A 25,622-nucleotide genomic window follows, 5' to 3' on the forward strand; every position below is an offset into this window, starting at 1 on the left:
ATGAAACGGACGCCTAGTCTAGCTGCATCCGCGTGTCGATAAAATGGTCTTTGTCATCAGCAGTTTCCCGCCCTGCCCTGCGCCTAGGACAGCGGGAATATCTTGCCGGGGTTCAGGATGTTCTGCGGGTCGAGCGCCTTCTTGATCGCCCGCATCACATCGACGCCGTGGCCGAGTTCCTGGTCGAGGAAGCCCATCTTGCCCTGGCCGATGCCATGCTCTCCCGTGCAGGTGCCGTCCATGCGCACGGCGCGGCTGTTCAGCCGTGCGACGAATTTCTCCGACAGCGCGATTTCGGCCGGGTCCTCGACGTCCATCAGCACCAGGACGTGGAAGTTTCCGTCGCCGACATGCCCGACGATCGGCGCGATAAGCCCCATTTCGGCAATGTCGGCCTCGGTTTCGGCGATGCATTCGGCAAGCCGCGAGATCGGCACGCAGACGTCCGTCGACAGGCCGCGCGCGCCCGGCCTCAGCGTCAGCGACGACCAGTAGGCGTCGTGGCGCGCCTTCCACAGCTTGGCCCGTTCCTCGGCGACCGTCGTCCACTGGAACGCGCCGCCGCCATATTCGGCGGTGATCTCGCCGAAAGTCTCGGCCTGCTCGGCCACGCCCGCCTCGCTGCCATGGAACTCGACGAACAGGCACGGGCTCTCCGGATAGTCGAGGTGCGAATAGGTCTTCATCGCCCGCATCTGCAGCGCGTTGACCAGTTCGATGCGCGCCACCGGGATGCCCATCTGGATCGTCGCGATGACCGCCTCGCAGGCCTGTTCGACGGTCGGGAACGGGCACACGCCACCCGACACCGCCTGCGGGATGCCGGCGAGCTTCAGCGTGATCGATGTGATGATGCCGAGCGTGCCCTCCGAGCCGACCAGCAGCCGCGTCAGGTCGTAGCCGGCCGAGCTCTTCTTCGCCCGGCGCCCCGTCGTGACGACGCTGCCGTCGGCCATCACCGCCGTCAGCGACAGCACGTTGTCGCGCATCGTGCCGTAGCGCACTGCATTGGTGCCCGAGGCGCGCGTCGCCGCCATGCCGCCGAGGCTGGCATTGGCGCCCGGATCGATCGGGAAGAACAGGCCCGTGTCGCGCAGATATTCGTTGAGCTCGACGCGTGTAACCCCGGGTTCGACCGTGCAGTCGAGGTCCTGCGCATTGACCTCCTTAACCCGGTTCATCCGCGACGTGTCGACCGAGATGCCGCCGCCCGGCGCATTCACGTGGCCTTCCAGCGACGAACCGACACCGAAGGCGATGACCGGCACGCGATGCTCGGCGCAGGCGCGCACGATCTCCTGCACTTCCTCCGTCGTTTCGGGAAAGGCCACGCCGTCCGGCGCCTGCACGGGAATGTAGGTCGTCGTGTGCGCATGCTGCTCGCGCAGCGACTGGCCGGTCTGGAAGCGTTCCCCGAAGCGCTGCTTCAGGATGCCGAGCACGGCGGCAATACCCGTTTCGTTGCGTTCGACGGTCTGGAGGTCGCTGAGTGCCATGGTTTCCTGCGCGATTGGGCCATCGACGGCCGCTTCGTGACGTCTATGATCGATTCAATCGCCGACCGTAAAGGCTAAATGCGATTCCCGGAAACGAATGTCGGCGGCAGCGCGCTGTCCGGGCAAACCACGCAACACAGGCAGGCACATCATGGCAATACCCGCGCCCTTCGTTTCCCGCGTCATGGAAATCAAACCCGACTGGATCGACTACAACGGCCACCTCAACATGGCCTATTACAACGTCCTGTTCGACACCTGCTCCGATGACGCCTTCGAGACCATGGGGCTCGGGCCGGCCTACGCAAAGGACCGCCGCCTCACCATCTACACGGCCGAGGTCCACCTCTGCTACGTGCGCGAACTTCATCTCGGCGACAAGGTGACTGTCACCTACCAGCTGATCGACCACGACACCAAGCGCCTGCGCGCCTACCAGGAAATCCGCCACGCCGACGGCTGGCTCGCCGCCACCTCGGAGAACCTGTCGCTGCACATCGACATGACGGGGCCGAAGGTCGCCCCCTTCCCGCAAGACGTCATGGTGCAGGTCGAGGCGATGGCCGCCGCACATGCTGCCCTGCCAATGCCCGAGCGCGCCGGCCGCTCCATCGGCATCGCCCGCAAGGCATGATTGCCACACCTGCCTGAAATCAGCCGCCGCTCACGATTTCCTGTCTTGTCGTTAACCTTACTCAAAGATTAACGTGGAGCCCGAAACCTGGACGTTGATCGGAGCGAGCGACTCGCCCGAGAAGCGCCGGGGCGGGAACAGGGCGACGACCAGGCTCGAGTGCAGGCATGATACAGGACATCGGAACGGCGGCGAACAAGCTCGCCGAAAACCCGCGCATCACCGACTATGACTTCTGGCGAACCATGAAGAATCTCGAGAACGAGATCTTCCGCAAGTCGACCGACCGGCAGCCGATTCCCATCGAGATGCTGCGCTGGCGGGCCATCATCCGGCAGGCGCGCTCGCGCCGCGGCATGGCCTGACCGTCTCATTGCCATTCCCTAGGGGCAGGCGTAGCCTGTTTGCCGGCTGATATCCGCCGATGGCCGCCTGCGCGGCCCGGGAGGAGGAATGGCTGACACGTCCCGACACGATGCCTGGCAAGCAGGCGACAGCTACGACGCCTATATGGGCCGCTGGAGCCGGCAGGTCGCGCCGCGCTTCCTCGACTGGCTCGACGCAGGCGACGGCCTGGAATGGCTCGAAGTCGGCTGCGGCACCGGAGCGCTGTCGGCAGCCATCGTCGCGCAGTGCGACCCCGCCGGTCTGGTCGCAATCGACCCCTCGGAGGGCTTTGTCACCCGGGCCAGGGCCAACGTGCCGGACGAGCGTGTCAGCTTCCGGGTCGGCGACGCACAGGCACTCGACCTGCCCGACCGCAGCCGCGACGTGATCGCCTCCGCGCTCGTGCTGAACTTCGTTCCCGACAGGATACGGGCGCTCAAGGAGATGAGGCGCGTCGCGCGCGAGGGCAGCCGCATCGGCTTCTACGTGTGGGATTATCCCGGCGGCGGCATCGAGTTCATGCGCGCTTTCTGGAACGCCGCCATCGACCTCGATCCCAAGGCAATCGAACTCACGGAAGGCAGGCGCTTCCCCTTCTGCACGCCGGACGGACTGGCGACGCTCGCAGCGCATGGCGGATTGCAGGACGTCGAGGTCATTGCCATCGAAGTGCCGACGCTGTTTGCCGACTTCGACGACTACTGGCGGCCCTTCACGCTGGGCGCCGGCCCGGCGCCGGGCTATTGCATGAGCCTCGATCCGGCCGCCCGCGAGGCGCTGCGGCAGCGCCTGGGCGACAGCCTGCCGCGTCGCGGCGACGGCGCGATCTCGCTTTCGGCCAGGGCTTGGGCAGTCCGGGCGACGGCCTGAAGAACGCTGTCCGTCTCAGGCCGCCGGGTGCGCAGCGGCAAACGCGCCGATCAGCCGCTGGTAGTCCTCGGGCGCCGGAAACCCCTCGAAACTGTGGCGCGCCGGTGTCCGGGCCCAGGCCAGCTTCTCGGCCGTCATCGTCTCGATGAAGGGCTCCGTCCACCGCGGATCGTCGAGCATCGTCGGCCGCACGTTGACGAAGTCTTGGCCGGCGATGCGGGTGAACATCCACGTCTTGCAGTCCGGGCAGAAATAGTGGTCGAGCCGCGGCCCCTGGATGCCGCCCTTGACCGGCTCTCCGGCGGTGACGCGAAACGCCGCCGCCGGAACCATCGCCGTCAGCGAAAAGGCGCTGGAGCTCATCTTCTGGCAGCCGCTGCAATGGCAGGCGGATGTCATGAAGGGCGGCGCGCTGATCTCGATGCGGGTGTTCCCGCAGCGGCAGGAACCCGCAATTTCCTCAGTCTCGGCAGTCATGGTCGTAGACTCCGTCCGCCGGCGCGGGACCGCGCCGGTCTTGACCCAAGTCTGGACCGATTCCCGGCGCGGCAGAAGTAGGGACCGCCTGCCCTGCTAGCCGAGATGCTCCTTGAAGAAGGCGACCGTTCTCTCCCAGGCAAGCTCGGCCGCGGCTTTGTCGTAGCGCGCCGCCGACGTGTCGTTGTTGAAGGCGTGCTGTACGCCGTCATAGATGTGGATGGTGAAGTCCTTGCCTTCGGCCTCGAGCGCCGCCTTGTAGGCGTCGATGCCGGCATTGATGCGCTCGTCGAGCCCGGCATAATGCAGGAGCAGCGCCGCCTCGATCTTCGGCACGTCGGCGGCATCCGCCTGCCGGCCGTAATAGGCAACACCCGCGTCGAGGTCCGGCGATGCGACCGCGATCGCGTTCACCGTGCCGCCGCCCCAGCAGAAGCCGACTGCGCCGACCTTGCCATTGCTGAGCTCGTGCCCTTTGAGGAAGCTCACCGTGGCCGCGCCGTTGGCCGCCGTCTGCGCCGCGTCGAGTTCGCCGAACATCGCGCGCGCCTTGTCCTCATCGTCCGGCGTGCCGCCGAGCGGTGACAGGAAGTCCGGCGCCAGCGCCACGAAGCCTTCGAGCGCCAGGCGGCGCGCGACGTCGCGTATATGCGCGTTCAGCCCGCGATTCTCGTGGATGACGATGACCGTCGGCAGCTTGCCGTCCTGGTCTGCCGGGCGGACGAGATAGCCTTTCATCTCGCCTTCGGCGCCGGGCCAGGTCACGTCCTCGCCAGTCACTCGCTCGTCATTGGGGGCCACCATCTCGGCTGCCGCGGGATTGGCCGCCAGAAGCGGCACGATGGCGGCCGCGGCCGCCCCCGAACCTGCCAGCCTGGTCAGTTTGTCCATGAAACCGCGGCGGTCGAGCGTCATATGGGTGTATTCGTCATAGGCGTCGATCATCGCCTGGGTGATTGCCGGATTCGTCATGTCTTGCTCCCTTGGATGCCCCGCGCTTCCTGTCTTGGGAAACCTAGGAGGCTGGCGGGTCAGGTCCAATCAAACATGGGTGAAGCGAGGCGCCGCCTGCCCCTACGGCAGTTCGGCGGCAGCCCTTGAAATGATTGTGTTTTGTATCGCAACAAATCTGATCTATTGTTCCGCAATTCGACTTCGCAAGGAGGGTGCGTATGGAACTGAACCGCAGGGAAATCGTGCTGGGAGGCCTTGCCGCGGTGGCGACGGGGGTCGGCGGGTTACCCGCCGAGGCAGCCACGTCCTACTTCGCGGGCACCGCTGTAGACAACGGCGTCACCTACAAGAAGACCAACTTCGCCAAGATCGACAAGAAGTGGCACAAGCAGATCGTCAAGTACAAGAGCAGCGAGCCTGCCGGCACCATCGTCGTCGATACGATCCATCACTTCCTCTATCTGGTCATCGAGAACCAGACCGCCATCCGCTACGGCGTCGGCGTCGGCCGCGAGGGCTTCCAGTGGTTCGGCCGCGCCAATGTCGACCGCAAGGCGCTATGGCCGAAATGGACGCCGCCTCCCGAAATGATCGAGCGGCATCCCGAGCTTCCGGCTTTCGTCGAAGGCGGCTCTCCCCGGAACCCGCTCGGCCCGCGCGCGCTCTACCTCTTCCGCGACGGCGTCGACACGGGCTACCGGCTGCACGGCACCTTAGAGCCCTGGAGCATCGGCACCGATGCCTCGAGCGGCTGCATCCGCATGTTCAACGAGAGCGTGATCGACCTCTACCAGAGGTGCCCGGTCGGAACCGCCGCACAGGTTCTGCCGCATATCGCCGACCAGGCGCCGAAGGGATGAGCGCAGCGCCAATGACCCTCTTCATGCAGCTTGCCCGTGCTGGCCTCATGGCCGGCACTTTGGCGCTCGTCGCCTCCTGCACCACCACGAAGCTGGAAACGCCGGGGCTGCCGCCCAATGCCGGCGGCCAGACCAACGACCCGGCCGCGGGCTTCGCCAATGTCCAGCCAGGCAGCGAGGAGGATTTCATCCTCAATGTCGGCCGGCGAACCTATTTCGCCAAGGGCTCGGCGGTGATCGACGAGACCGCGCGCGTGACGCTGGACAACCAGATCGCGTTCTTGACCAAGTACCCGAACTGGTACGCCAAGATTCAGGGCTTTGCCGACGATCCGGGCGGCGACGCCAAGATGGTGGCGCTGTCGGCCAAGCGCGCCGAGAACGTCATGAACTACCTCGCCGCCGGCGGCGTCGATCCGCGCCGCATGTGGTCCAAGGGCTACGGCAAGGAACGCATCGTGCGGGACTGCACGGAGCGCGCCTGTCAGGTGCAGAACCGCCGCGTCATCACCAACCTTCGCGAGTCCCGCGAAGAGTAGGATCGAGGCCGGGCCGCGGCCTCGACCGGAATCCCGCGACATGAACGCGCCTTCGGGCGCGTTTTTCGTCAGGCCCTGCCCTTGCCTGTGCAACTGGCGGCAGCGGCGCGGCCATTGCTGGTCTTTCGGCCCCGAATCACTACATTGGGGCGATGCCGGATTTTCCCGACGATATGCCGTTCTTCGACGAAGAGCCCCAGCGCCGCACGCCCTCCCCGCAGCCGGACGACGCCTCTCGTGCGCCTTCCGGCATCGCCGCGCGCGCCATGGCCGCGCGCCAGGGCCACAACGCCCCGCCCGATTACCTGAAGGGCCTCAACGCCGAACAGCGTCTCGCGGTCGAAACCACCGAGGGCCCTGTGCTCGTTCTTGCCGGCGCCGGCACTGGCAAGACGCGCGTGCTGACCACCCGCATCGCCCACATTCTCAGCCTCGGCCTTGCCTGGCCCAGCCAGATTCTCGCCGTCACCTTCACCAACAAGGCGGCGCGCGAGATGAAGCACCGCATCGGCATGCTGGTCGGCGAGGCCGTCGAGGGCATGCCCTGGCTCGGCACCTTCCACTCGATCGGCGTGAAGATCCTGCGCCGCCACGCCGAGCTTGCCGGCCTGCGCTCCGACTTCACCATCCTCGACACCGACGACGTCATCCGCCTCATCAAGCAGCTGATCCAGGCCGAAGGCCTCGACGACAAGCGCTGGCCGGCCCGCCAGTTCGCCATGATGATCGACGGCTGGAAGAACAAGGGCCTCGGCCCCTCGGAAATTCCGGAAGGCGACGCCCGCGCCTTCGCCAACGGCAAGGGCCGCGAGCTCTTCGCCGCCTACCAGGAGCGCCTGAAGACGCTCAACGCCTGCGATTTCGGCGACCTGCTCTGCCACCCGATCCGCATCCTGCGCGCCAACCCCGACGTGCTGGCCGACTACCACAAGCGCTTCAAGTACATCCTCGTCGACGAGTACCAGGACACCAACACCGCGCAGTACATGTGGCTGCGCCTGCTGTCGCAGCGGCCGAAAGCCTCACGCACCGGCGACCTCCAACCGGCCGAAGGCCGCAAGCCCGACCGGGCGTCGGCCGGTCAGGCCGCCCCCGCGGAGGCCAGCGAGCGAAGCGAGCGCGCGGCCGTGAGCGAAGGCAAGGTCAACATCTGCTGCGTCGGCGACGACGACCAGTCGATCTATGGCTGGCGCGGCGCCGAGGTCGACAACATCCTGCGCTTCGACAAGGATTTTCCGGGCGCCACCATCATCCGGCTGGAATGCAACTACCGCTCCACCGCCCATATCCTCGGCGCCGCCTCGCACCTCATCGCCCACAATGAGGGCCGCTTCGGCAAGACGCTGTTCACCGACCGCGACGATCCCGACGACGGCAAGGTCAACGTCCACGCCGCCTGGGATTCCGACGAGGAGGCGCGCGCCGTCGGCGAGGAGATCGAGCAGGCGCAACGCAAGGGCCACAATCTCAACGACATGGCGATCCTGGTGCGCGCCTCGTTCCAGACCCGCGCCTTCGAGGACCGCTTCATCGAGATCGGCCTCAACTACCGCGTCATCGGCGGCCCGCGCTTCTACGAGCGGCTGGAAATCCGCGACGCCATGGCCTTCTTCCGCGTCGTCGCGCAGGGCGCCGACGACCTCGCCTTCGAGCGCATCGTCAACGTCCCCAAGCGCGGTCTCGGCGAAGCCGCCATCCGTCAGATCCACGACACTGCCCGCGCGTTGCGCATCCCGATGCTCGAAGCCGCGGCAAAACTTGCCGAAAGCGACGAACTGAAACCCAAGCCACGCGCGGCACTGCGCGAAGTCACCGCGAACTTCGCCCGCTGGCAGGCCGCAATCGAGACCACGCCGCACAACGAACTGGCCAAGACCATCCTGGAGGAGTCCGGCTATACCGACATGTGGAAGAACGACCGCTCGGCCGAGGCGCCGGGCCGGCTCGAGAACCTCAAGGAGCTGATCCGCTCGATGGAGGAATACGAGAGCCTGCGCTCCTTCCTCGAGCATGTCGCGCTGGTCATGGATGCCGAGCAGAACGCCGAACTCGACGCCGTCAACATCATGACGCTGCATTCGGCCAAGGGCCTGGAGTTCGAGACCGTCTTCCTGCCCGGCTGGGAGGAAGGCCTGTTCCCGCACCAGCGCGCGCTCGACGAGGGCGGCCGCTCGGGCCTCGAGGAAGAACGCCGCCTCGCCTATGTCGGCCTGACTCGCGCCAAGAAGAACCTGCACATCTGGTTCGTTTCCAACCGCCGCATCCACGGCCTGTGGCAGTCGACCATCCCGTCGCGCTTCCTCGACGAACTCCCCGAAGCCCATGTCGAGGTCGCCGACGCCGGCAATTCCTACGGCGGCTACGGCGGCTCGTCCTTTGCCTCGGGCCGGGGCGGCCGGCAGAACCCCTATGGTGCCTCGCGCTTCGACGATGTCGGCGGCGGCTCCTTTTCGAACACCTACGCCACGCCCGGCTGGCAGCGCGCGCAACAGAACCGCAGCGAGGCGACCGACCGCAACTGGGGCACCCGCTCCGGCCACCAGGTCGAGCGCATCGGCTACGGCGAGACCGATTCAGGCTTCGGCGCCGGCCGCACCTCGGTCAAGTCGCGCACCATCGACGGCGAGCTGGTCGCCAAGTCGGTGTCGAACGAGCCCTCCCCCTTCTCCGTCGGCGACCGGGTGTTCCACCAGAAATTCGGCAACGGCAACGTCTCGGCAATCGACGGCAACAAGCTCACAATCGACTTCGACAAGGCCGGCCAGAAGCGCGTTCTCGACGGCTTCGTGACCGGCGTTTGAGCCCCCAGCGCGCTTAACCCTCGCCGCGCAAATCTGCCCGCAACGATTGACTCTCGGGCCAATCGTCTCAAAAACTCCACTTTTCACTGACAGTCCGCCTTGGGAACGGCGGGAACTTTGGGGGATTGACCGGGGGACAGCACGACATCGACATTGCGTCGATAAGAAAAACACAATCGGGCAAAGGGTTGATTAACCATCTTTGTCCATCCTTCAGATCAATCGGCAACGAAAACGGTTCGGCCATCGGCCGGCCTTCAGTTGAAAGACACCGCGCCGCGTATCGGTTGCGGGTTCGCTTGTGAGAAGTTGTGTGTATGGCGTTCGTGCGTAGCAATCCCCGGGGCAGGCGTCCCCGTTCCACCTTCGGCATCATCATGGCCGGCTTCGGCCGTCTGCTCCGCTGGCTGACGATCCCCGCCATCGGTCTGGCGCTCGCCTGCTGGTGCGTGATGACCTTCGCCAGCCTCTATTCGGCATCGTCGCTGACCTCGAAGCCAAGCTTCGTCGCGCAGGCCATGCCAGTCTCGCCGGCCAAGATCGGTCCTGGCGATCCGCGCAAATACGTTGCCGCCAGCGCCCCGTCCCTCACTCCGGTCCAGCCTGCCGCGCCGTCCCGGGTCGAGGCAAAGGCCGAGCGCGTCGCCATGGTGGCGCCTGCCAAGCCGGCCCCGGCCGTCGAACCCGCCGCCGCGGCCGTTGCCGCGGACCCCTTCGCCGAAATCGCTGCCAAGGTCTCGCGCGACAAGGTGCTCGCCGCGCTGGCGCAGGCCGGCATGACGATCAATTACCCGATAGAAGAAGCAGCCGGCGCGCAGGAAATCGTCGTCGCCGCACTTTCCGACGATCAGGCAGCCGAAACGGCGCTCGCCATGGCACTGCCCCTGCCCGACCGGTTCGGCCCGGCGGCTGTCGCCGCCGTATCGAAGCCCGTTGCGCCCGACGCGCCGCTTGTCATCGCTCCTGCCGGTGCCACGCAGCCCACCTTCCGCATGGCCTCCGCGGCCACCGCCGAAGCGGCCTGGGGCAGCCTTGCCCGCCTGCTGGTCGAGGAACCGGCCGCCGAAGAGACGGCTGTCGAGGAGCCCGTCCGGGTGGCGATGGTCCCGCTGCCGGAAGCCGCCGCCAAGCCGGCGCGGCGTCCGAAGGCCGAGCAGCCCGAACCCGAGGCCCTTGCCTTTGCCAAGCCCGACCGGCCGGTCGATCCGAAGCCCTTCAACAAGCTGTTCAAGCGCCAGGACAAGGTCGCGGTCTACGACATTGCCGCCGCCACGGTCTACATGCCCGACGGCAGCAAGCTCGAGGCGCATTCGGGCATCGGCAAGATGGCCGACAACCCGAAATACGTTCACGTCAGGAACAGCGGCCCGACGCCGCCCAACACCTACCGGCTGACGATGCGCGAATCCCGGTTCTACGGCGTCGAGGCGATCCGCATGACGCCGCTGACCAAGCAGCCGATGCACGGCCGCGACGGCTTCCTCACCCATTCCTACCTGCTGCGCAGCCGCCGGCCGGAATCGCATGGCTGCGTCGCCTTCGCCAACTACCCGCAGTTCCTTAAGGCCTTCAAGCAGGGCAAGGTCACGCATCTCGTCGTGGTTCCGAGCCTGAAGGACGCGACCGTTCCGAAGGTCCGCACCCAGCGCGGCGCCTGACCCTCTGGCCAGCCCGGCGGCGGCGGCCTATAAGCCGCCATCGCCGCAGCCGGAGACCAACATGGACGTCAGGGATTCGAACGGGACCGCCCTCGCCGACGGCGACACGGTTCACATCATCAAGGATCTGAAGCTCCGGGGCTCCTCCACCGTGCTGAAGCGCGGCACGGTCATCCGCAGCATCCGCCTCACCGGCAACGAGGGCGAAATCGAGGGTCGCACCGACAAGATCAAGGGCCTGGTGCTCAAGACCGAGTTCCTCAAGAAGGCCTGATCGCCCTCACCGATCAAGATACTTGTGCAGGATTGAGTTGATCGGCGTTGGGATGTTTGCGTTCATCCGGCAACGCACCGTCCGCCAGAGCCACCAGAACCCTCTCGAAGCCGAAACCATGCCGTTGCTTCAATTCGGCATTCTGCCCTCGCCTGCCAGCTCCGTGTCGATCTCTGCGCTGCCCTCCAGCGTCTTGTGCACCGGGCAGAGGTCGGCGATTCGCAGCAGCCCGGCGCGCTGGTCCTCGTCGAGGTCACCCTCCAGCCGGATGATCCGCACGAAGCGGTCGATCTTGCGCGGCTTCTCCAGGTCCTCGCTGTCGTCGGCATGCGATTTCGAATGGCTGACATCGACCGTCAGGCCGGTCAGCGGGATGTTCTTGCGCTTGGCATACATGCGCAGCGTGATCGAGGTGCAGGCACCCAATGCCGCCGACAGATACTGGTAGGGCGTCGGCCCCATGTCGCTGCCGCCGACGGAAACGGGCTCGTCTGCCAGCAGGTGGAATTTCCCGTCGACCGACACGCGCTGCAGCATGCCCGACGCCTCGGCTTCGGCCACCCGCACCACGCCTTCCGGATGCTCCGGATCTTTGGTCTTTTCCTGCTGGTCGAGATAGCGCGACACCCAGGCGCCGATGACGCTCGCCGCATATTCGGCGTCGGCGCGGCGCGTCAGCAGGTGGTCGGCGTCGTCGAGCGACACGAAGCTCTTCGGGTGCTTCGCGGCCACGAAGATCGCCGAGGCATTGTCGATCCCCACCGTCTGGTCGCGCGGCGCGTGCAGCACCAGCAGCGCCTTGCGCAGGCTGCCGATCGCCTCCTGCAGCTTCGTCTCGGAAATGTCCTCGACGAAGCCGCGCTTGATGACGAAGGGCCGGCCGCCGAGCGTCACCTCCGACTGGCCCGTCTCGCGGATCGCCTCGACCGAAGCGCCCAGGGCATGCAGCACGTGTGAGGGCTCGGCCGGCGCGCCGATGGTGACGACCGCGCGGCTGTCGGGAATTCGCGAAGCCGCGGCCAGCACCGCCGCGCCGCCCAGCGAATGGCCGATCAGTATGGCCGGCGGCGCGATCTCGCGGCTGAGACACGCGGCGGCAGCCACCAGGTCCTCGACATTGGAGGAAAAATTCGTGTTGGCGAATTCGCCCTGCGAATGGCCGAGCCCGGTGAAGTCGAAGCGCAGCACGGCAATCCCGAGGTCGGCCAGCGTGGCGGCAATGGCGCGCGCCGCGGCAATGTCCTTGGAACAGGTGAAGCAATGCGCAAACAGCGCCGTCGCGCGCGGCTTGCCGCGTGGCATGTCGAGACGGGCTGCGAGCATCGCACCGCTATGGCCGGGGAATTCGATCTTTCGTTCTGGCATGGAATCCCTCCCTCGACAGGAAAGGATGGCCGATGCAGGCATCGCGTGCAAATCACGCGCCCGGCATGCCGGTCCGGGCATCCACCGGCAGGCTGGTCCGGGCCTCCCCTAGCCCCGCATTTCCTTGACCTTCTCGGCCGCCGTCGCCGCGAGATCCGCGTAGCGCGACTCCAGCGCACGCGCCTTGTCCACGACGGGGAAATCATGGCCCATCGATTCCAGCGCCGCCTTCAGCTTTTCGACGAACTGCGCCTGCTGCTCCAGCGCGGCAAACAGCGCCTTTACCTGGTCGATCGTGATCTCGGGATCCGACAGCATCTTCGGCACCTGCTTGCGCATCTTGTCGCCGGCCTTGATTTCGTCGTCGAGTATTTTCAGCCAATCTGCCACAAGCAGTCTCTCCGCGTTTCAACTATGCCCGCGCTCCCCGAGGGCTGCACGCGTTGGAGCGCGACTGTAGCCGTCCGGATGTGCTGTCGGCAAAGAATCTTTGCCGCAGCGGAAACGCGCTCCGCGCCAACCCGCAAACCCGAGCGTGAATCAAGACATCAGCCCATGCGGGCCAAGCGATTGATATCGATATGTTTTTCGAATAATCGCGGCCCCGCTTGTCCACGCTTTCGCGGCTGCACGCATAATGGCGTCATCTCCTGTACGGGAACGCGGGGTCGCGAACCGGGCGAGCGTGGCAGGAGACGGCGCCGGGTGGCTGCGCGAAACGGTGGCGCGGTTGGACATTGTCATCCTCACACCCGGGCCCTGGCCGAGGCATGTGCGTGAAACTCGTTGCTCCCTGCGGCAGGGCAAGAACGTCGGCGGGGCGCAGAAGCTGCGCCACGTACTAATATCTGAGAGGCTCGGCCCTGCGCCCCGCTTCCCGACTGCATGCAATGGCCAGACGGCGTTTGCCGGGCGTGGCAACGAAGAAGTGCGTCCCGATGCCGGATTTGATATTCAGTGCTGGACCGGCAGGCCATCCCTCCCCATTTTCGGGCTCAAGCGCCATGCCAAATTCTGGCAACCCCAGGCCGCCCAGACAGACGGAGACTTTCATGACCACTGACATCCAGACCGCCCTTCCCGCCCTGGCCGCCGGCCGCGTCGCCGTCATCACCGGCGGTGCCAGCGGCATCGGGCTGGCAACCGCGCATCGCCTTGCCGGACTCGGCATGAAAATCGTTCTCGCTGACCGTGCTGGCGCGGCCCTCGGTGCCGCCGCGGCCGAAGTCGCAGGCACCGCTGGCGACGCCGGCAAGGTTCTGGCCGTCGCCTGCGATGTCGCTAAGCCCGATGATCTCGCCAGCCTCGCGGACGCCGCCTATGCGCGTTTCGGCGGCGTTTCCTTCCTGATGAACAATGCCGGCGTCGGCAACAACCCCGGAAAGCCCTGGGAGAATCTCGACGCCTGGAAGGCGCTCGTCGACATCAATTTCTGGGGTGTCGTGCACGGAGTCCAGGCATTCGGCGCCAGGATGCTGGCACAGGACACGCCGGCGATGATCGTCAATACGGGTTCCAAGCAGGGCATCACCACGCCCCCCGGCAACCTCGCCTACAACGTCTCGAAATCGGCGCTCAAGACCTACACCGAGGGACTCTCGCATGCGCTGCGCAATGAACCCGGCGCAAAGGTCAGCGCCCATCTGCTCATTCCGGGCTTCACCTACACCGGCATCACCGAGGGCGCGACCTCCAAGCCCGCCGGCGCCTGGACCGGAGAACAGGTCGCCGATTTCATGCTGGAAAGCCTTGTGCGTGGCGACTTCTACATATTGTGCCCCGACAACGACACGCCGCGCGCAACCGACGAGCGCCGCATGGCCTGGTCGATCGGCGATATCATCGAGAACCGCCCCGCCTTGTCGCGCTGGCATCCCGACTATGCCGATGCCTTTGCGAAGTACGTCGGCAGCTAGGGGTTCACTCCTCTTCCGAGCCCGGCATGGTCGTGCGCACCTTGCGGCGCTTGGCAGCCGGGCGGCGGAAGATGCTGAGCCGCCCGTTGGTCTCGAAGAAGGCGACCTCGACCTCACCGATATCGCGCACGCCCTCCTGGCGCAGCAGCGTGAAGAGCTCCCGCTCCGTCAGCGAGCCGGAGCCGAGCTTGTGCTCCAGCACGGCGCCCTGCTCGATGACGCAGAGCGGCCCACCCTCGATCCTGGTTTCGAGCGCCTTGTTCCGCTGCAGCACGAAACCGGTCGCCCGGTGCAGCACGATCACCACGGTAATGACGAGAATGCCTTGCAGCAGGCCCACTTCGGGATAGAACATCGGATCGCCGGCTGCCGAGCCGATGGCCACGACGAGAACGAACTCGAACGGCCCGATCTGCCCGATGGCGCCCTGCCCGACCATCCGCGCCAGGAAGATCGTGTAGAGATACATCACCAGCGTGCGCAGCACGACCTCGAGATAGAAAGCCCAATGAGCCGTCTCGGCTTCACCGATGAGAATTCGGGACAGTTCGAACTGATATTCCATGAAACCCCTCGGCCTTGGCGCGCTGAAAACGCACCGTCACCAATCGAGTTCCCTGCAGCCGGTCTGACGAAAGGTCGGAGAGCGTCAGCGGCGCTCCCAGCGATCGAGAAATTCCTCGATCGCCAGCGCCTGCATGTCGGGCACGGCGTCGGCCAGCCGCTCGACCGGCCAGTCCCACCAGGCAAGCGCCTCGATGCGTGCGGCGATCCCGGCGCTGAAGCGCGGCCGCAACACCTTGCCCGGCACGCCGGCGACGATCGAATATGGCGCCACGTCTCGCGTCACCACCGCATTGGCGCCGATAACTGCGCCGTTGCCGATCGACACCCCCGGCAGCACCACCGCGCCGTGACCAATCCAGACATCGTGGCCGATCCGTACCGTCTTCGCCTGACGTCGCGCCTTGAAGCCGGCGTCGACTCCCAGCCAGCGAAAATACTCGTTCGGCCGGTAGCTCACCTTGTGCTGCGTGATCCGTTCGATCGGGTGTTCCAGCGCGTTGATGCGGCTGTTGGCGGCAATCGAGCAGAACTTCCCGATCTCGGTATAGATCGCCTCGGCATGCCGCTCGAAATAGGAAAAGTCTCCGACCACGACCTCGCGCAGCACGACGCGCTCGCCGATCGCGGCATAGCGGCCGAGCCGGCAGGCCTTCAACTCCGCCGTCGGATGAATGCGTGGTTCGGAATCCTTGAAGCGGAGCGATGGGTCCATGCCGGCGGATTTACGCCGCCCGGTGCCGCCTCGCAAGCCGGCCTATTCGGGCTTGCCATTCGTCCACACCACGTCCTGCCCGTAGAGCGGCACTGTCGTCAGCGACATCTTGGCCGAACCGTCCTGCACCTGCCGCGAATGCGCGAGGTACATCAGCGTGTTGTTGGCCTTGTCGTAGATGCGGTTCACCACCTGCTGCTTCCAGATCAGGCTGATGCCCTGGTTGAAGATCTCCTCGCCATCCTCGCTCATGTCGATGTCGCCGATCCTGATCGGCCCTGTCTGCCTGCACGAGATCGAGGAGTCCGACGGGTTCTCGAACCAGTTGCCCTTCTGCAGCCGGTCGACGACGCCGCGGTCGAAATAGGAGACGTGGCAGGTAACGCCCTCGACTTCGGGGTCTTTCACCGCCTCGATGATGATGTCGTTGCCGAGCCAGTCGACGCCGACCTCGCCGACCTGCTGGGCGATCGCCGGCAGTGCCGCGAAGAGGACGGCGCCCGCAATGGCGCCCGGTACAACGTGCCGCATCAGAAATTCTCCCGAAGATTCAACTCGACCCGAAAATGGGTCCCCGTGCTGGCCGATGCAAGCGCGGCATCATGGCCCTTTGAGCCAAACGGCCGTCGCGCTATAAGGATGCATGAAACAGATCGCGTCGATGCCGGTCTCCACACTTGCAAGGATTTCCTTGGGCGTCGCGCTTTTTGCCGGCGTCACCGGGCTCGCCTTTGCGGCCTGGATGGACAAGGGCGCCGGCATCTTCATGGCGATGATCGAAAGCGGTCTCGCCTGGTGCTTCTAGCCCCGACCTCTGCTGCAAATTGAACGGAAGTTGCCCACCATGATGCGCTCGATCCTTATCGGCATTCTCGTCCTGATGGCTGCCGGCGTCGGCTTCATGACCTTCGAGTGGTACAGGCAGCAGAATTCGGCCGAACCCTACGGCGCGGCGTTCACGCTCACCGACCAGAAGGGCCAGCCCATCACCGAAGCCGCCTTTCGCGGCCATCCGAGTGCGGTGTTTTTCGGCTTCACCCACTGCCCCGAAGTCTGCCCGACCACGCTGTTCGAAATGGATGGCTGGCTGAAGAAGCTGGGCGACGAGGGCAAGGACGTTAAGGCCTATTTCGTCTCGGTCGACCCCGAGCGCGACACGCCTGGGGTGATGGACGCCTATGTCGGCAACGTGTCGGACCGTATCACCGGCATCACCGGCGACCCGGAAAAGGTCGCCGCCATGGCCAAGGCCTTCGGCATCTATTCGCGCAAGGTCGATACCGGCGACGGCGACTACACCATGGATCACACTGCCTCGGTCATCCTGCTCGACAGCGCGGGCGCCTTCGCCGGCACGATTGCCTATGGCGAAAATCCCGAAGCCGCCTATACAAAGCTGCGCCGCCTGGCGGCCGAAGGCTGATCTCGCCGCTCCAGCGAACCGGATACCGATGACCCAGACCCGCTTCCACGTAACGTCGGATCGCGCCAGCGCAGAGCGCCTGTTTTCCGCGCTCGAAGTCGCCTTCGAGGAAGAGGGCTATCCGCTCGCGGCCTTCGACACCGACGAGGTCAAGGGTATTCGCGAGGTCTCGCTCTACACCGACGACGAGCCCGCAAGCATCCGGCAGCGCATCGAGGCGCTGCTTGGGGAACTGGCGATCGAGGCCGACATCGGCGCCGAGCTGCTGCCCGACATCGATTGGGTGGCGTTGTCGCTCGAAGGCCTGCAGCCGGTCCGCGCGGGCCGCTTCCTCGTGCACGGCTCGCACGACCGCGACCGCCGCCGCATCGGCGATCTCGCCATCGAGATCGAGGCCGGGCTGGCTTTCGGCACCGGCCATCACGGCACCACGTCGGGCTGTCTGGAGATGATTGAGATCGTCGGGCGCCGGGAGAGGCCGCGCAATGCGCTGGATCTCGGCACCGGCAGCGCCGTGCTCGCCATCGCGCTGGCCAAGATGCTGCACATCCCGGTTCTGGCGACCGACATCGACCCGGTCGCAACCAGGGTGGCAGGCGTCAATGCGAGGCTGAATGAGGTGGCGTCATGGGTCGAGACGCGCACGGCGCCGGGTTTTCACGACGCCATCTTCCGCGCCCGCGCACCCTTCGACCTGATCGTCGCCAACATTCTCGCGCGGCCGCTGATGAGCCTGGCGCCCGAGATGGCACGCTTCGTCACGCCGGGCGGCTCGGTCATCCTGTCGGGCATTCTGGAGCGCCAGCGCAATGCCGTTCTGGCCGCCTATGGCGGCCAGAAGTTCCGGCATGTCCAGACGCTCTGGCGCGACGGCTGGGTAACGCTTCACCTGAAGCGCTGAGCCGTCCTCGGACGCCTAGATGTAGGAGCTGATATGCGGCTGCTTGCGCAGTTCGGCGCGGTCGTAGCCATGCGCCCTCAGCGTCTCGTCGTCGAGCATCAGCAATGCGCCGTTGACGTAGCTGTTGGCCTGGCGGGCACGTGCCGCGATCACGGCATTATAGGCGTTGCGGAAAAATCCGGTTCTCTTGGTAGCCACGGTCGTTCTCCTTTTCGAGACGATGTCGTAACTCCTCCACGACGAGGAAGGTAAGCGTGACTGACCTTTTCTAAAAGTGACGATTGCGCATGCCTGCCATCGGATTATGCACAGGTCACTGGCTGCCGGATTTTTGAGCTTTGCCGGGAGGGGTTGGACCAAGGCCTGCGCGTTGCAAGCGCGAGGGCGTCCGGCTAGGTTCGGCCCGCTTTCGAGATGTGAAAGGCAAGATGTGAATGTTCCAGACCTTTGACACCGAAGGCGACCGCACCCAGGGCAAGAGCCGTGTTGCGCAGCTCCGCGCATGGATGGCAGACAACGACGTCGACGGCTTCATCGTGCCTCGTGCCGACGAGCACCAGGGCGAATACGTGCCTCCCTGCTCCGAGCGGCTGAAATGGCTGACCGGCTTTTCCGGATCGGCCGGCGTGGCCATCGTTCTCGCCGACCGCGCCGTCATCTTCGTCGACGGCCGCTACACGCTTCAGGTGCGCGACCAGGTCGACCTCGACGTGTTCACCCCCGACAGCCTCATCGACAATCCCCCTTCCGAATGGATCGGCAGCAATCTCCGCAAGGGTTTTCGGCTTGCCTTTGACCCCTGGCTACACACCGTCGGCGACGTCAAGACGCTGTCGGATGCCGCCAGCAAGGCCGGTGTCACGCTGGTGCCCCTCGATGCCAACCCGATCGACCGCATCTGGGCCGACCGGCCGGCGCCGCCGCTGGCACCCGTCGAGATCCATCCCATCTCCTATGCCGGCGAACTGGCCAAGGACAAGCTGGCGCGGCTGGCGGCCGCCATCGCTGCCGAGGGTGCCACCCACACGGTGCTGACCGATCCCTCCTCCATCGCCTGGGCCTTCAACATTCGCGGCGGCGACGTGCCGCACACGCCGCTGGCGCTCGGCTTCGCCGTGCTCGCCGCCGAGGGGCCGCACCTGCTGTTCATGGACAAACGCAAGCTGCCGATGGTTGCCGAAGCCTACCTGACGCAGCTCGCCGACCTGCGCGCGCCCTCCACGCTTGATGACGAGATCGCCGCCCTCGCGAAGACAGGTGCGAAGATCGCCCTCGACCCCGCGCTCGCCGCCGAGCGGCTGAAGACGCTGGTGATCGGCAATGGCGGCAGCGTCGTTCCCGCCGCCGACCCGGCCCGCATCCCGCGCGCCACCAAGAACCGCGCCGAGATCGAGGGCAGCCGCGCCGCCCACCGCCGCGACGGCGCCGCCCTTGCCCATCTGCTTTGCTGGCTGGACGGCCAGAAGCCCGACACGCTCGACGAGATCACCGTCGTCACCCGGCTCGAGGAAGCGCGCCGGCTGATCGGCGAGGAAACCGAGATGCCGCTGCGCGACGTCTCCTTCTCGACGATCGCCGGTGCCGGCCCCAACGGCGCGATCATGCACTACCGCGTGTCACGCGATACAAACCGGTCATTGCGCGACGGCGAGCTTTTCCTGCTCGACTCGGGCGCCCAGTATCAGGACGGCACCACTGACGTCACCCGGACCGTGCCCGTCGGTCGACCGACCGACGAGATGCGCGAGCGCTACACGCTGGTGCTGAAGGGCATGATCGGCATCTCGCTCTTGCGCTTTCCTGCCGGAACCCGCGGCGCCGACATCGACGCGGTGGCGCGTCTGGCGCTTTGGAAGGCGGGGCTCGACTTCGCGCATGGCACCGGCCACGGCGTCGGCTCCTATCTCGCCGTCCATGAGGGTCCTCAGCGCATCGCCCGCACCGGCACGCAGAAGCTGCTCGAAGGCATGATGCTGTCCAACGAGCCCGGTTACTACAAGCCGGGCGGATACGGCATCCGGCTGGAAAACCTCGTCCTCGTCACGCCGCCGGCCGAAATTCCCGGCGGCGACATCGCCATGCACGGTTTCGAGACGCTGACGCTCGTCCCCTTCGACCGCCGCATGCTCGACACCGAACTGCTCAACCGCGAGGAACTGCAGTGGCTGGACGCCTATCACGCCAGGGTGCTGGCCGAGATCGGCCCGATGGTCGGCGGCGAAACGCTCGCCTGGCTGACCGAGGCCACCGCGCCGCTGCCGCACGACGACAAGCGCTGATCCACGCGGCAGGAAGCAGTCGCGACCGCGCCGTCAGGCGATGAACTGCCTCAGTCCGATCAGCACGGCGGCGCCGATAAGAAACATGGTCATCAGGCTGACACGCAGCGAGGCGAGCCCGGCCACCACCAGCGCGATCATCTCGGCGGGGCCGGCCGAGATCGCAGCCGGCGCCACCAGCGTCGTCAGCACGGCTGCGGGAACGGCGTTCAGCCCGGCCTCGACGCGCGGATGGACATGCACGAAGCGCGACAGCACCAGGTGGCCGCCGACCCGCGCCGCGTAGGTCATCACCGCGCCCCACAGGATGATCCAGCCGATCGTGCTCACGACGGGTTGCTCCCGTCCTTGTCGAGCGGCATCGATGCGGCCAAGATGATGCCCGCTGCCGCACCGATGGTGACGTGCCAGGGCGAACCCACGGTCTTGTAGGCGATCACCGAGGCGATGGCGCTGCTCACCACCACCGGCAGCCAGAAGGGCCGGCGGCGGAAGTCCATCACCAGCCCCAGAAAATAGATCGGCAGCAGGAAGTCGAGCCCGAGCGCCCGCGGGTTCGGGATGAGGTTGCCGAAGGTGCCGCCGATCCCGGCCTCTATGACCCAGCAGACATAGATCGGCAGTGCCATGCCTATGTACCAGGCGAAGGTGATCTCCTCGCCCCGCCCGCCCTTGATTTCGGATTCGGCATATTGCGGATCGACGAGGAAGAAGAAGCCGACCGCCCGTTGCAGCGGCGGCCAATGCCGGATGCGCCGTCCAACGGCGCCCGAATAGAGCACGTGGCGAAAATTGACCGCGAAGATCGACAGCACGATCAGCCACGGTGCGATCCTGGCCCCGAAGAGGTCGAGTCCGACCATCTGGCTGGCGCCGCCATAGATGCTGGCGCTCATCAGAACCGCCTCGGTAACCGAAAATCCGTTGTCGACCGCGAGCGCCCCGAACAGCAGTCCGAACGGCGCGGAGGCAACGACCACTGGCAGGCCAACCTTAACGCCGCGCCAGAAATCGCCCGTCCAATCCTGTTCTGATAGTGTTTCTGCAGACATGCCGGCTCCAAATTCGCTGCGACATATAGGCAGGGAGCTCAAGGAAGTCAGGTGAATTCGATTGACCCAGCGGTCAGCGGAAGTGATGCACATTGCCAGCCATGCATTGCGGTCGGATGCTGCCTTTCCCAGCAATGGCCAATCCCGCGGCCCGCCTGTAGCCTCCCGACCCGCAGCCGCCGATCGACCCTTCACCCGGAGCACCCATGAAAGGCATCAACCACCTCGTCCTCGCCGGCCACGACCTCGATGCGCTGGGCGCCACCTGGGCCGCACTCGGCTTCACGTTGACCCCACAGGCCCAGCACCCCTTCGGTACCGGCAACCGCGTCATCCAGTTGCATGGCGGCTATCTTGAACTGCTTGCCGTCACCCGCCCGGCAGACGTGGTGGAACACCAGCCCGGCATCTTCTCCTTCCCGGCCTTCAACCGAGACTACCTCGCCCGCCACGAGGGCTTTTCCATGCTGGTCCTCGACACGGCCGACGCCACCGCCGACATAGAGGCATGGCGGGCAGCGGGTCTCGAGACCTACGCGCCTTTCGATTTCTCCCGCATGGCGAAGCTGCCCACCGGCGAGGAACTGCGCGTCGGCTTTTCGCTTGCCTTCGTCACCAGCCCCGCCGCGCCGTGGCTCGGCCATTTCGCCTGCCAGCACCTTGCGCCCGCCTATTTCGAGCAGCCGCAATACCTTCGCCACGCCAACACGGCGAAGAGGATCGCCGACGTCTGGATCTCCGGTGACGGTGCGCTCGACCTTGCCGGTCATCTCGCCATCGTCATCGGCACGACAGGCGTCGCGGAGGAAGCGGGCCGCATCGTCTTTCGCACGCCGCGCGGCACCGTCGTGCTGGCAACGCCCGTGATCTTCGAGCAGAACTTCGGCATGGCGCCGCCGCACATGCAGGACGGCCCTCACCTCGCCGGGCTGACGATTGCCTGCGACAGCCTCGCGTCATTCGCAGGCATGGGCCTTGATCGCGTCGGCGATCGCCTCGTGCTGCCGCCCCAAAGGGCCTTTGGCACTGCGGTCGGTTTCGTCGAAGCCTAGTCCGTGCGGCCGATCCGCTGGAACCACTGGTCCTCGTCGATCACCTCGATGCCGAGCTCGCTGGCAAGTTTCAGCTTCGAGCCGGCGCCCGGGCCTGCCACCACCAGGTCGGTCTTCTTCGACACCGAACCGGCCACCTTGGCGCCGAGCTTCTCGGCCATCGCCTTGGCCTCGTCGCGCGACATCTTTTCGAGCGACCCGGTGAACACCACCGTCTTGCCGGCGACCGGCGAGGACACCGTGCCGACCGGCTCTTCGTCGAGCGGCGTCACCTCGGCCAGCAGGTCGTCCACCGCCTGGCGGTTGTGCTCCTCGGCGAAGAAGTCGACCAGCGCTTCGGCGACAATCGAACCGATGCCGTTGATGCCGACGATTTCCTGCCACTCGGCATTGCCGGCGTCGCCCTTGCCCTCCGGCATCCTGGCCGCCTCCGCCGCCGCGCGCATCGCCTCGAAGCTGGTGAAGTGGCGGGCCAGCCGCTTGGCGTTGGTTTCGCCGATATGGCGAATGCCGAGCCCGAACAGGAAGCGCGAGAACGCTACCTGCCGCCGGTCGTCGATCGCTGCAAACAGCTTCTTGACTGAAATCTCGCCAAAGCCCTCGACCTTGTCGAGACGCTGCATCGAGCCCTCGAGCGTCGCAGGCAAAGCCTCCTGCCGCTTCTTGAGCGTAAAGATATCGGCCGGGTTGCGGATGCGCAGCGCTTCCTGCTCGGCATTGAAAAAGAACTCGATCTGCTTTTCGCCGAGCCCCTCGATGTCGAGCGCATTGCGCGACACGATGTGGCGGATGCGCTCGGTCGCCTGCGCCGGGCAGATCAGCCCGCCGGTGCAGCGTCTCACCGCCTCGCCCTCCTCGCGCACGGCATGGCTGTCGCAGAACGGGCAGCGGTCGGGGAAGACATAGGGTTTCGCATCGGCCGGCCGCTTTTCCGGCACGATGTCGAGCACCTGCGGGATGACGTCGCCGGCGCGCTGGATGATCACCGTGTCGCCGATGCGGATGTCGTGCCCCTCCTCGCGGATCGGCTCGCCCTTAGTGCCGTTGCCCTTTATGTAGTCCTCGTTGTGCAGCGTGGCATTGGTCACCACCACGCCGCCGACCGTCACCGGCTCCAGCCGTGCCACCGGCGTCAGCGCGCCGGTGCGGCCGACCTGGATGTCGATGTCGTTGACCACCGTCATCGCCTTCTCGGCGGCGAACTTGTGCGCCGTCGCCCAGCGCGGGCTGCGCGAGCGGAAGCCGAGCCGCTCCTGCAGGTCGAGCCGGTCGACCTTGTAGACGACGCCGTCGATGTCATAAGGCAGTTCGGCGCGCTCCGCCTCGATGGCGTGATAATGCGCCAGGATCGCCTCGGTCGTGTCGAAGCGCTCCATTCTGTCGTTGACCTGAAAACCCCAGTCGGCAAAGCGTCGCACAACGTCGTACTGCGTCTTGCCCATCGGCTCGCTGGTCTCGCCCCAGGCATAGGCGAAGAATTTCAGCGGCCGCGATTTCGTCACCTCGGGGTTCTTCTGGCGCAGGCTGCCGGCAGCCGAATTGCGCGGGTTGGCGAAGGTCTGGCCGCTCTCGGCCATCCGCTTCTGCAGCGCAAAGAAATCGTCGCGCCGCATATAGACCTCGCCGCGTATGTCGACGATGTCGGGTGCGTCCTTGGGCAGGGTCTGCGGGATCTCATCTATGGTGCGGATATTGGCGGTCACGTTCTCGCCGGTCGTGCCGTCGCCACGCGTTGCCGCCGTCACCAGTTTCCGGTTCTCGTAGCGCAGCGACATCGACAAGCCGTCGATCTTCGGCTCGGCGGTGAACACCAGCTCGTCGTCCGGCGACAGGCTGAGAAAGCGCCGGACGCTTGCCACGAAGTCGGCGACGTCTTCGTCGGAAAACACGTTGTCGAGCGACAGCATCGGGACCGAGTGCACGACCTGCCCGAACGCTCCCGAAGGCGCCGCACCGACCCGGCGCGACGGCGAATCCGCCCGCACCAGTTCGGGAAAGCGAAGCTCTATCGCCGCATTGCGCAGCCGCAGTTCGTCGTATTCGGCATCCGAGATCGTCGGCGCGTCCTCGGCATGGTAGCGCCGGTCGTGGCCGGCGATCTCCTCGGCAAGCCGCGCCAGTTCGGCTGCCGCCTCTTCCTGGGTCAGCGTCTCGACGGGTTTTAGCGGCGTGGCCATGGCAGGAATCCGGTGCTGTTCAGCCGCGGACTATTGCTGGAGCCGGGCCGCCGGTTCAAGTGCCTGCGCGAAAGCCTCTTGCCAATGTGCCCGCCTTTGACACGGGCTCTGCCCTCACCGCCCGATCCGGTGTGAACGGCGGCCGGTCCATCGAAATGGACCGCCGCGTCATGTCAGGAGCCGGGGCCGACCCGCATCGACTAACCGGCGCGTCGGCGCAGGGCCGGATGCATTTCCTCGAGCAGCCCGTCGATCACGCTCGACATATTGCCCGACATGTCCGGCCGCCACAGGGCGAAGGCGACATTGGCCTCGACGAAGCCTTCCGGCGAGCCGCAGTCGAAGGTGCGCCCACGGTAGTGGTAGCCGTGGAATTTCTGCTCCTTCTCGAGCTTCAGCATGGCATCGGTCAGCTGGATCTCGTTGCCGGCGCCGCGTTCCTGGTTCTCCAGCACCTTGAAGATTTCCGGCTGCAATATGTAGCGACCGTTGATGTAGAGGTTGGACGGCGCCGTGCCCTGCTTGGGCTTTTCCACCATGCCGGTGATCTCGAAGCCGGTATGCACGCTGCGGCCCTTGCCGACGATGCCGTATTTGTGCGTCTCGGCCGGGTCGCATTCCTGCACCGCCACGATATTGCCGCCGGTCTCGTCGTAGAGCTCGACCATCTCGCGCATGCAGCTCTTTTCCGACTGCATGATCATGTCGGGCAGAAGCAGCGCGAAGGGTTCGTCGCCGACCAGTTCGCGCGCGCACCAGACAGCGTGGCCGAGGCCCAGCGGCTCCTGCTGGCGGGTGAACGAGGTTTGCCCGGCCATCGGCTGCAGCCGCTGCAGATGCGCCAGCTGGTCGTCCTTGCCGCGCTCGGCCAGCGTATGGTTGAGCTCGAACTGGATGTCGAAATGGTCCTCGATGACGCCCTTGTTGCGGCCGGTCACGAAGATGAAGTGCTCGATGCCCGCCTCGCGCGCCTCGTCGACGACATACTGGATGACCGGCCGGTCGACGACCGTCAGCATCTCCTTGGGGATCGCCTTGGTGGCCGGCAGGAAGCGCGTGCCGAGACCGGCAACCGGGAAAACTGCTTTGCGGACTTTTTTCATGCGGGCATCAACCTCGTCATCACATGCACCCATCCGCCAAAATCAGGCTATGTTGCAGCGCAGTATAGGTCAAGCAGAGTCTGGTGAAAACGCCTTTTGGACAAATAATTTCCTTCAACCGATTG

Annotated in this window: 27 protein-coding genes; 14 read left to right on the forward strand and 13 right to left on the reverse strand. The window is 65.8% G+C overall.

Translation table 11 applies throughout. The features are described 5' to 3' along the window. Window positions 1-83: 83 nt before the first annotated feature. Window positions 84-1,496, reverse strand: a complete 1,413-nt coding sequence (locus ACT2BZ_RS22775; protein WP_457937999.1) for an FAD-binding oxidoreductase — start codon at window positions 1,494-1,496, stop codon at window positions 84-86. Between the two features lie 151 nt (window positions 1,497-1,647). On the opposite strand from ACT2BZ_RS22775, the gene ACT2BZ_RS22780 reads away from it, so the two are divergent. From ACT2BZ_RS22780 to ACT2BZ_RS22790, 3 genes are all read left to right on the forward strand, one after another. Beyond that, window positions 1,648-2,130, forward strand: coding sequence for a thioesterase family protein (locus ACT2BZ_RS22780; RefSeq protein WP_457938001.1), 483 nt, complete (start codon window positions 1,648-1,650; stop codon window positions 2,128-2,130). A 167-nt stretch (window positions 2,131-2,297) separates the two neighbouring features. Beyond that, window positions 2,298-2,495, forward strand: a complete 198-nt coding sequence (locus tag ACT2BZ_RS22785) for a hypothetical protein (protein ID WP_457938002.1) — start codon at window positions 2,298-2,300, stop codon at window positions 2,493-2,495. Window positions 2,496-2,583: 88 nt separating this feature from the next. Beyond that, entirely contained in the window at window positions 2,584-3,387 is an 804-nt protein-coding gene (locus tag ACT2BZ_RS22790) for a class I SAM-dependent methyltransferase (RefSeq protein ID WP_457938004.1), read from the forward strand. A 15-nt stretch (window positions 3,388-3,402) separates the two neighbouring features. Here the strand turns inward: ACT2BZ_RS22790 and ACT2BZ_RS22795 are convergent, their stop codons facing one another. Both ACT2BZ_RS22795 and ACT2BZ_RS22800 read right to left on the reverse strand, forming a co-directional pair. Next, the gene (locus ACT2BZ_RS22795; RefSeq protein ID WP_457938005.1) at window positions 3,403-3,864 is read right to left on the reverse strand and encodes a GFA family protein; all 462 of its coding nucleotides are present in this window, start codon (window positions 3,862-3,864) and stop codon (window positions 3,403-3,405) included. 96 nt (window positions 3,865-3,960) lie between these two features. Next, window positions 3,961-4,836, reverse strand: coding sequence for a dienelactone hydrolase family protein (locus ACT2BZ_RS22800; protein ID WP_457938007.1), 876 nt, complete (start codon window positions 4,834-4,836; stop codon window positions 3,961-3,963). A 200-nt stretch (window positions 4,837-5,036) separates the two neighbouring features. Here ACT2BZ_RS22800 and ACT2BZ_RS22805 point away from each other — a divergent pair, with 200 nt between their 5' ends. From ACT2BZ_RS22805 to ACT2BZ_RS22825, 5 genes are all read left to right on the forward strand, one after another. Next, a complete protein-coding gene (locus tag ACT2BZ_RS22805) occupies window positions 5,037-5,678 on the forward strand; it encodes a L,D-transpeptidase (RefSeq protein WP_457938009.1) in 642 nt (213 codons plus the stop codon). After that, window positions 5,675-6,217, forward strand: coding sequence for an OmpA family protein (locus ACT2BZ_RS22810; protein ID WP_457938011.1), 543 nt, complete (start codon window positions 5,675-5,677; stop codon window positions 6,215-6,217). Before ACT2BZ_RS22805 ends, ACT2BZ_RS22810 begins: the two co-directional genes overlap by 4 nt. A gap of 152 nt (window positions 6,218-6,369) precedes the next feature. Continuing rightward, entirely contained in the window at window positions 6,370-9,018 is a 2,649-nt protein-coding gene (locus ACT2BZ_RS22815) for an ATP-dependent helicase (RefSeq protein ID WP_457938013.1), read from the forward strand. A 317-nt stretch (window positions 9,019-9,335) separates the two neighbouring features. After that, on the forward strand, window positions 9,336-10,676 hold the full coding sequence (locus ACT2BZ_RS22820; protein WP_457938015.1) for a tlde1 domain-containing protein: 1,341 nt from the start codon (window positions 9,336-9,338) through the stop codon (window positions 10,674-10,676). A 61-nt stretch (window positions 10,677-10,737) separates the two neighbouring features. Further along, complete coding sequence (locus ACT2BZ_RS22825) at window positions 10,738-10,950, forward strand: alkylphosphonate utilization protein (protein WP_457938016.1); 213 nt, start codon at window positions 10,738-10,740, stop codon at window positions 10,948-10,950. 129 nt (window positions 10,951-11,079) lie between these two features. On the opposite strand, the gene ACT2BZ_RS22830 is transcribed toward ACT2BZ_RS22825, so the two are convergent. Beyond that, window positions 11,080-12,315: a bifunctional alpha/beta hydrolase/OsmC family protein gene (locus tag ACT2BZ_RS22830; RefSeq protein ID WP_457938017.1), complete on the reverse strand. Its 1,236-nt coding sequence runs from the start codon at window positions 12,313-12,315 to the stop codon at window positions 11,080-11,082. 108 nt (window positions 12,316-12,423) lie between these two features. Next, on the reverse strand, window positions 12,424-12,705 hold the full coding sequence (locus ACT2BZ_RS22835) for a hypothetical protein (protein WP_457938019.1): 282 nt from the start codon (window positions 12,703-12,705) through the stop codon (window positions 12,424-12,426). A 662-nt stretch (window positions 12,706-13,367) separates the two neighbouring features. On the opposite strand from ACT2BZ_RS22835, the gene ACT2BZ_RS22840 reads away from it, so the two are divergent. After that, window positions 13,368-14,231, forward strand: a complete 864-nt coding sequence (locus ACT2BZ_RS22840; protein ID WP_457938020.1) for an SDR family NAD(P)-dependent oxidoreductase — start codon at window positions 13,368-13,370, stop codon at window positions 14,229-14,231. A gap of 4 nt (window positions 14,232-14,235) precedes the next feature. Here ACT2BZ_RS22840 and ACT2BZ_RS22845 read toward each other — a convergent pair whose 3' ends face one another. The 3 genes from ACT2BZ_RS22845 to ACT2BZ_RS22855 form a co-directional block, all read right to left on the reverse strand. Beyond that, a complete protein-coding gene (locus ACT2BZ_RS22845; RefSeq protein WP_457938022.1) occupies window positions 14,236-14,796 on the reverse strand; it encodes a DUF421 domain-containing protein in 561 nt (186 codons plus the stop codon). A gap of 84 nt (window positions 14,797-14,880) precedes the next feature. Next, window positions 14,881-15,510, reverse strand: a complete 630-nt coding sequence (locus ACT2BZ_RS22850; RefSeq protein WP_457938024.1) for a DapH/DapD/GlmU-related protein — start codon at window positions 15,508-15,510, stop codon at window positions 14,881-14,883. A 42-nt stretch (window positions 15,511-15,552) separates the two neighbouring features. After that, a complete protein-coding gene (locus tag ACT2BZ_RS22855; RefSeq protein ID WP_457938026.1) occupies window positions 15,553-16,041 on the reverse strand; it encodes a CreA family protein in 489 nt (162 codons plus the stop codon). A gap of 112 nt (window positions 16,042-16,153) precedes the next feature. On the opposite strand from ACT2BZ_RS22855, the gene ACT2BZ_RS22860 reads away from it, so the two are divergent. From ACT2BZ_RS22860 to ACT2BZ_RS22870, 3 genes are read left to right on the forward strand one after another with little or no spacing between them, the layout of a single operon-like run. Next, window positions 16,154-16,315: a hypothetical protein gene (locus tag ACT2BZ_RS22860; RefSeq protein WP_457938028.1), complete on the forward strand. Its 162-nt coding sequence runs from the start codon at window positions 16,154-16,156 to the stop codon at window positions 16,313-16,315. A 39-nt stretch (window positions 16,316-16,354) separates the two neighbouring features. Next, complete coding sequence (locus tag ACT2BZ_RS22865) at window positions 16,355-16,933, forward strand: SCO family protein (protein WP_457938030.1); 579 nt, start codon at window positions 16,355-16,357, stop codon at window positions 16,931-16,933. A gap of 28 nt (window positions 16,934-16,961) precedes the next feature. Continuing rightward, window positions 16,962-17,834 (forward strand): 50S ribosomal protein L11 methyltransferase, encoded by an 873-nt coding sequence (locus ACT2BZ_RS22870; protein ID WP_457938032.1) that lies wholly within the window; start codon window positions 16,962-16,964, stop codon window positions 17,832-17,834. A 15-nt stretch (window positions 17,835-17,849) separates the two neighbouring features. Here ACT2BZ_RS22870 and ACT2BZ_RS22875 read toward each other — a convergent pair whose 3' ends face one another. Beyond that, window positions 17,850-18,032 (reverse strand): hypothetical protein, encoded by a 183-nt coding sequence (locus tag ACT2BZ_RS22875; RefSeq protein ID WP_457938033.1) that lies wholly within the window; start codon window positions 18,030-18,032, stop codon window positions 17,850-17,852. A gap of 236 nt (window positions 18,033-18,268) precedes the next feature. Between ACT2BZ_RS22875 and ACT2BZ_RS22880 the strand changes: the two genes are divergently transcribed. Next, on the forward strand, window positions 18,269-20,113 hold the full coding sequence (locus ACT2BZ_RS22880; RefSeq protein WP_457938035.1) for an aminopeptidase P family protein: 1,845 nt from the start codon (window positions 18,269-18,271) through the stop codon (window positions 20,111-20,113). Between the two features lie 33 nt (window positions 20,114-20,146). Here the strand turns inward: ACT2BZ_RS22880 and ACT2BZ_RS22885 are convergent, their stop codons facing one another. Together ACT2BZ_RS22885 and ACT2BZ_RS22890 are read right to left on the reverse strand one after the other, a co-directional pair. Further along, complete coding sequence (locus ACT2BZ_RS22885; RefSeq protein WP_457938037.1) at window positions 20,147-20,443, reverse strand: AzlD family protein; 297 nt, start codon at window positions 20,441-20,443, stop codon at window positions 20,147-20,149. Beyond that, the gene (locus ACT2BZ_RS22890) at window positions 20,440-21,165 is read right to left on the reverse strand and encodes an AzlC family ABC transporter permease (RefSeq protein ID WP_457938039.1); all 726 of its coding nucleotides are present in this window, start codon (window positions 21,163-21,165) and stop codon (window positions 20,440-20,442) included. Before ACT2BZ_RS22890 ends, ACT2BZ_RS22885 begins: the two co-directional genes overlap by 4 nt. Before the next feature lie 206 nt (window positions 21,166-21,371). Here ACT2BZ_RS22890 and ACT2BZ_RS22895 point away from each other — a divergent pair, with 206 nt between their 5' ends. Next, entirely contained in the window at window positions 21,372-22,217 is an 846-nt protein-coding gene (locus ACT2BZ_RS22895) for a VOC family protein (RefSeq protein ID WP_457938041.1), read from the forward strand. Here ACT2BZ_RS22895 and ligA read toward each other — a convergent pair. Next, window positions 22,214-24,394 carry an NAD-dependent DNA ligase LigA gene (gene ligA, locus ACT2BZ_RS22900; protein WP_457938043.1) on the reverse strand — a complete coding sequence of 727 codons (2,181 nt, stop codon included), beginning with the start codon at window positions 24,392-24,394 and terminating at the stop codon, window positions 22,214-22,216. The two genes, ACT2BZ_RS22895 and ligA, sit on opposite strands and share 4 nt — an antisense overlap. A 200-nt stretch (window positions 24,395-24,594) precedes the next feature. Beyond that, a complete protein-coding gene (gene galU, locus ACT2BZ_RS22905) occupies window positions 24,595-25,497 on the reverse strand; it encodes a UTP--glucose-1-phosphate uridylyltransferase GalU (protein ID WP_457938045.1) in 903 nt (300 codons plus the stop codon). Window positions 25,498-25,622: the final 125 nt, after the last annotated feature.

It is taken from the genome of Mesorhizobium sp. 10J20-29 (assembly GCF_054130485.1).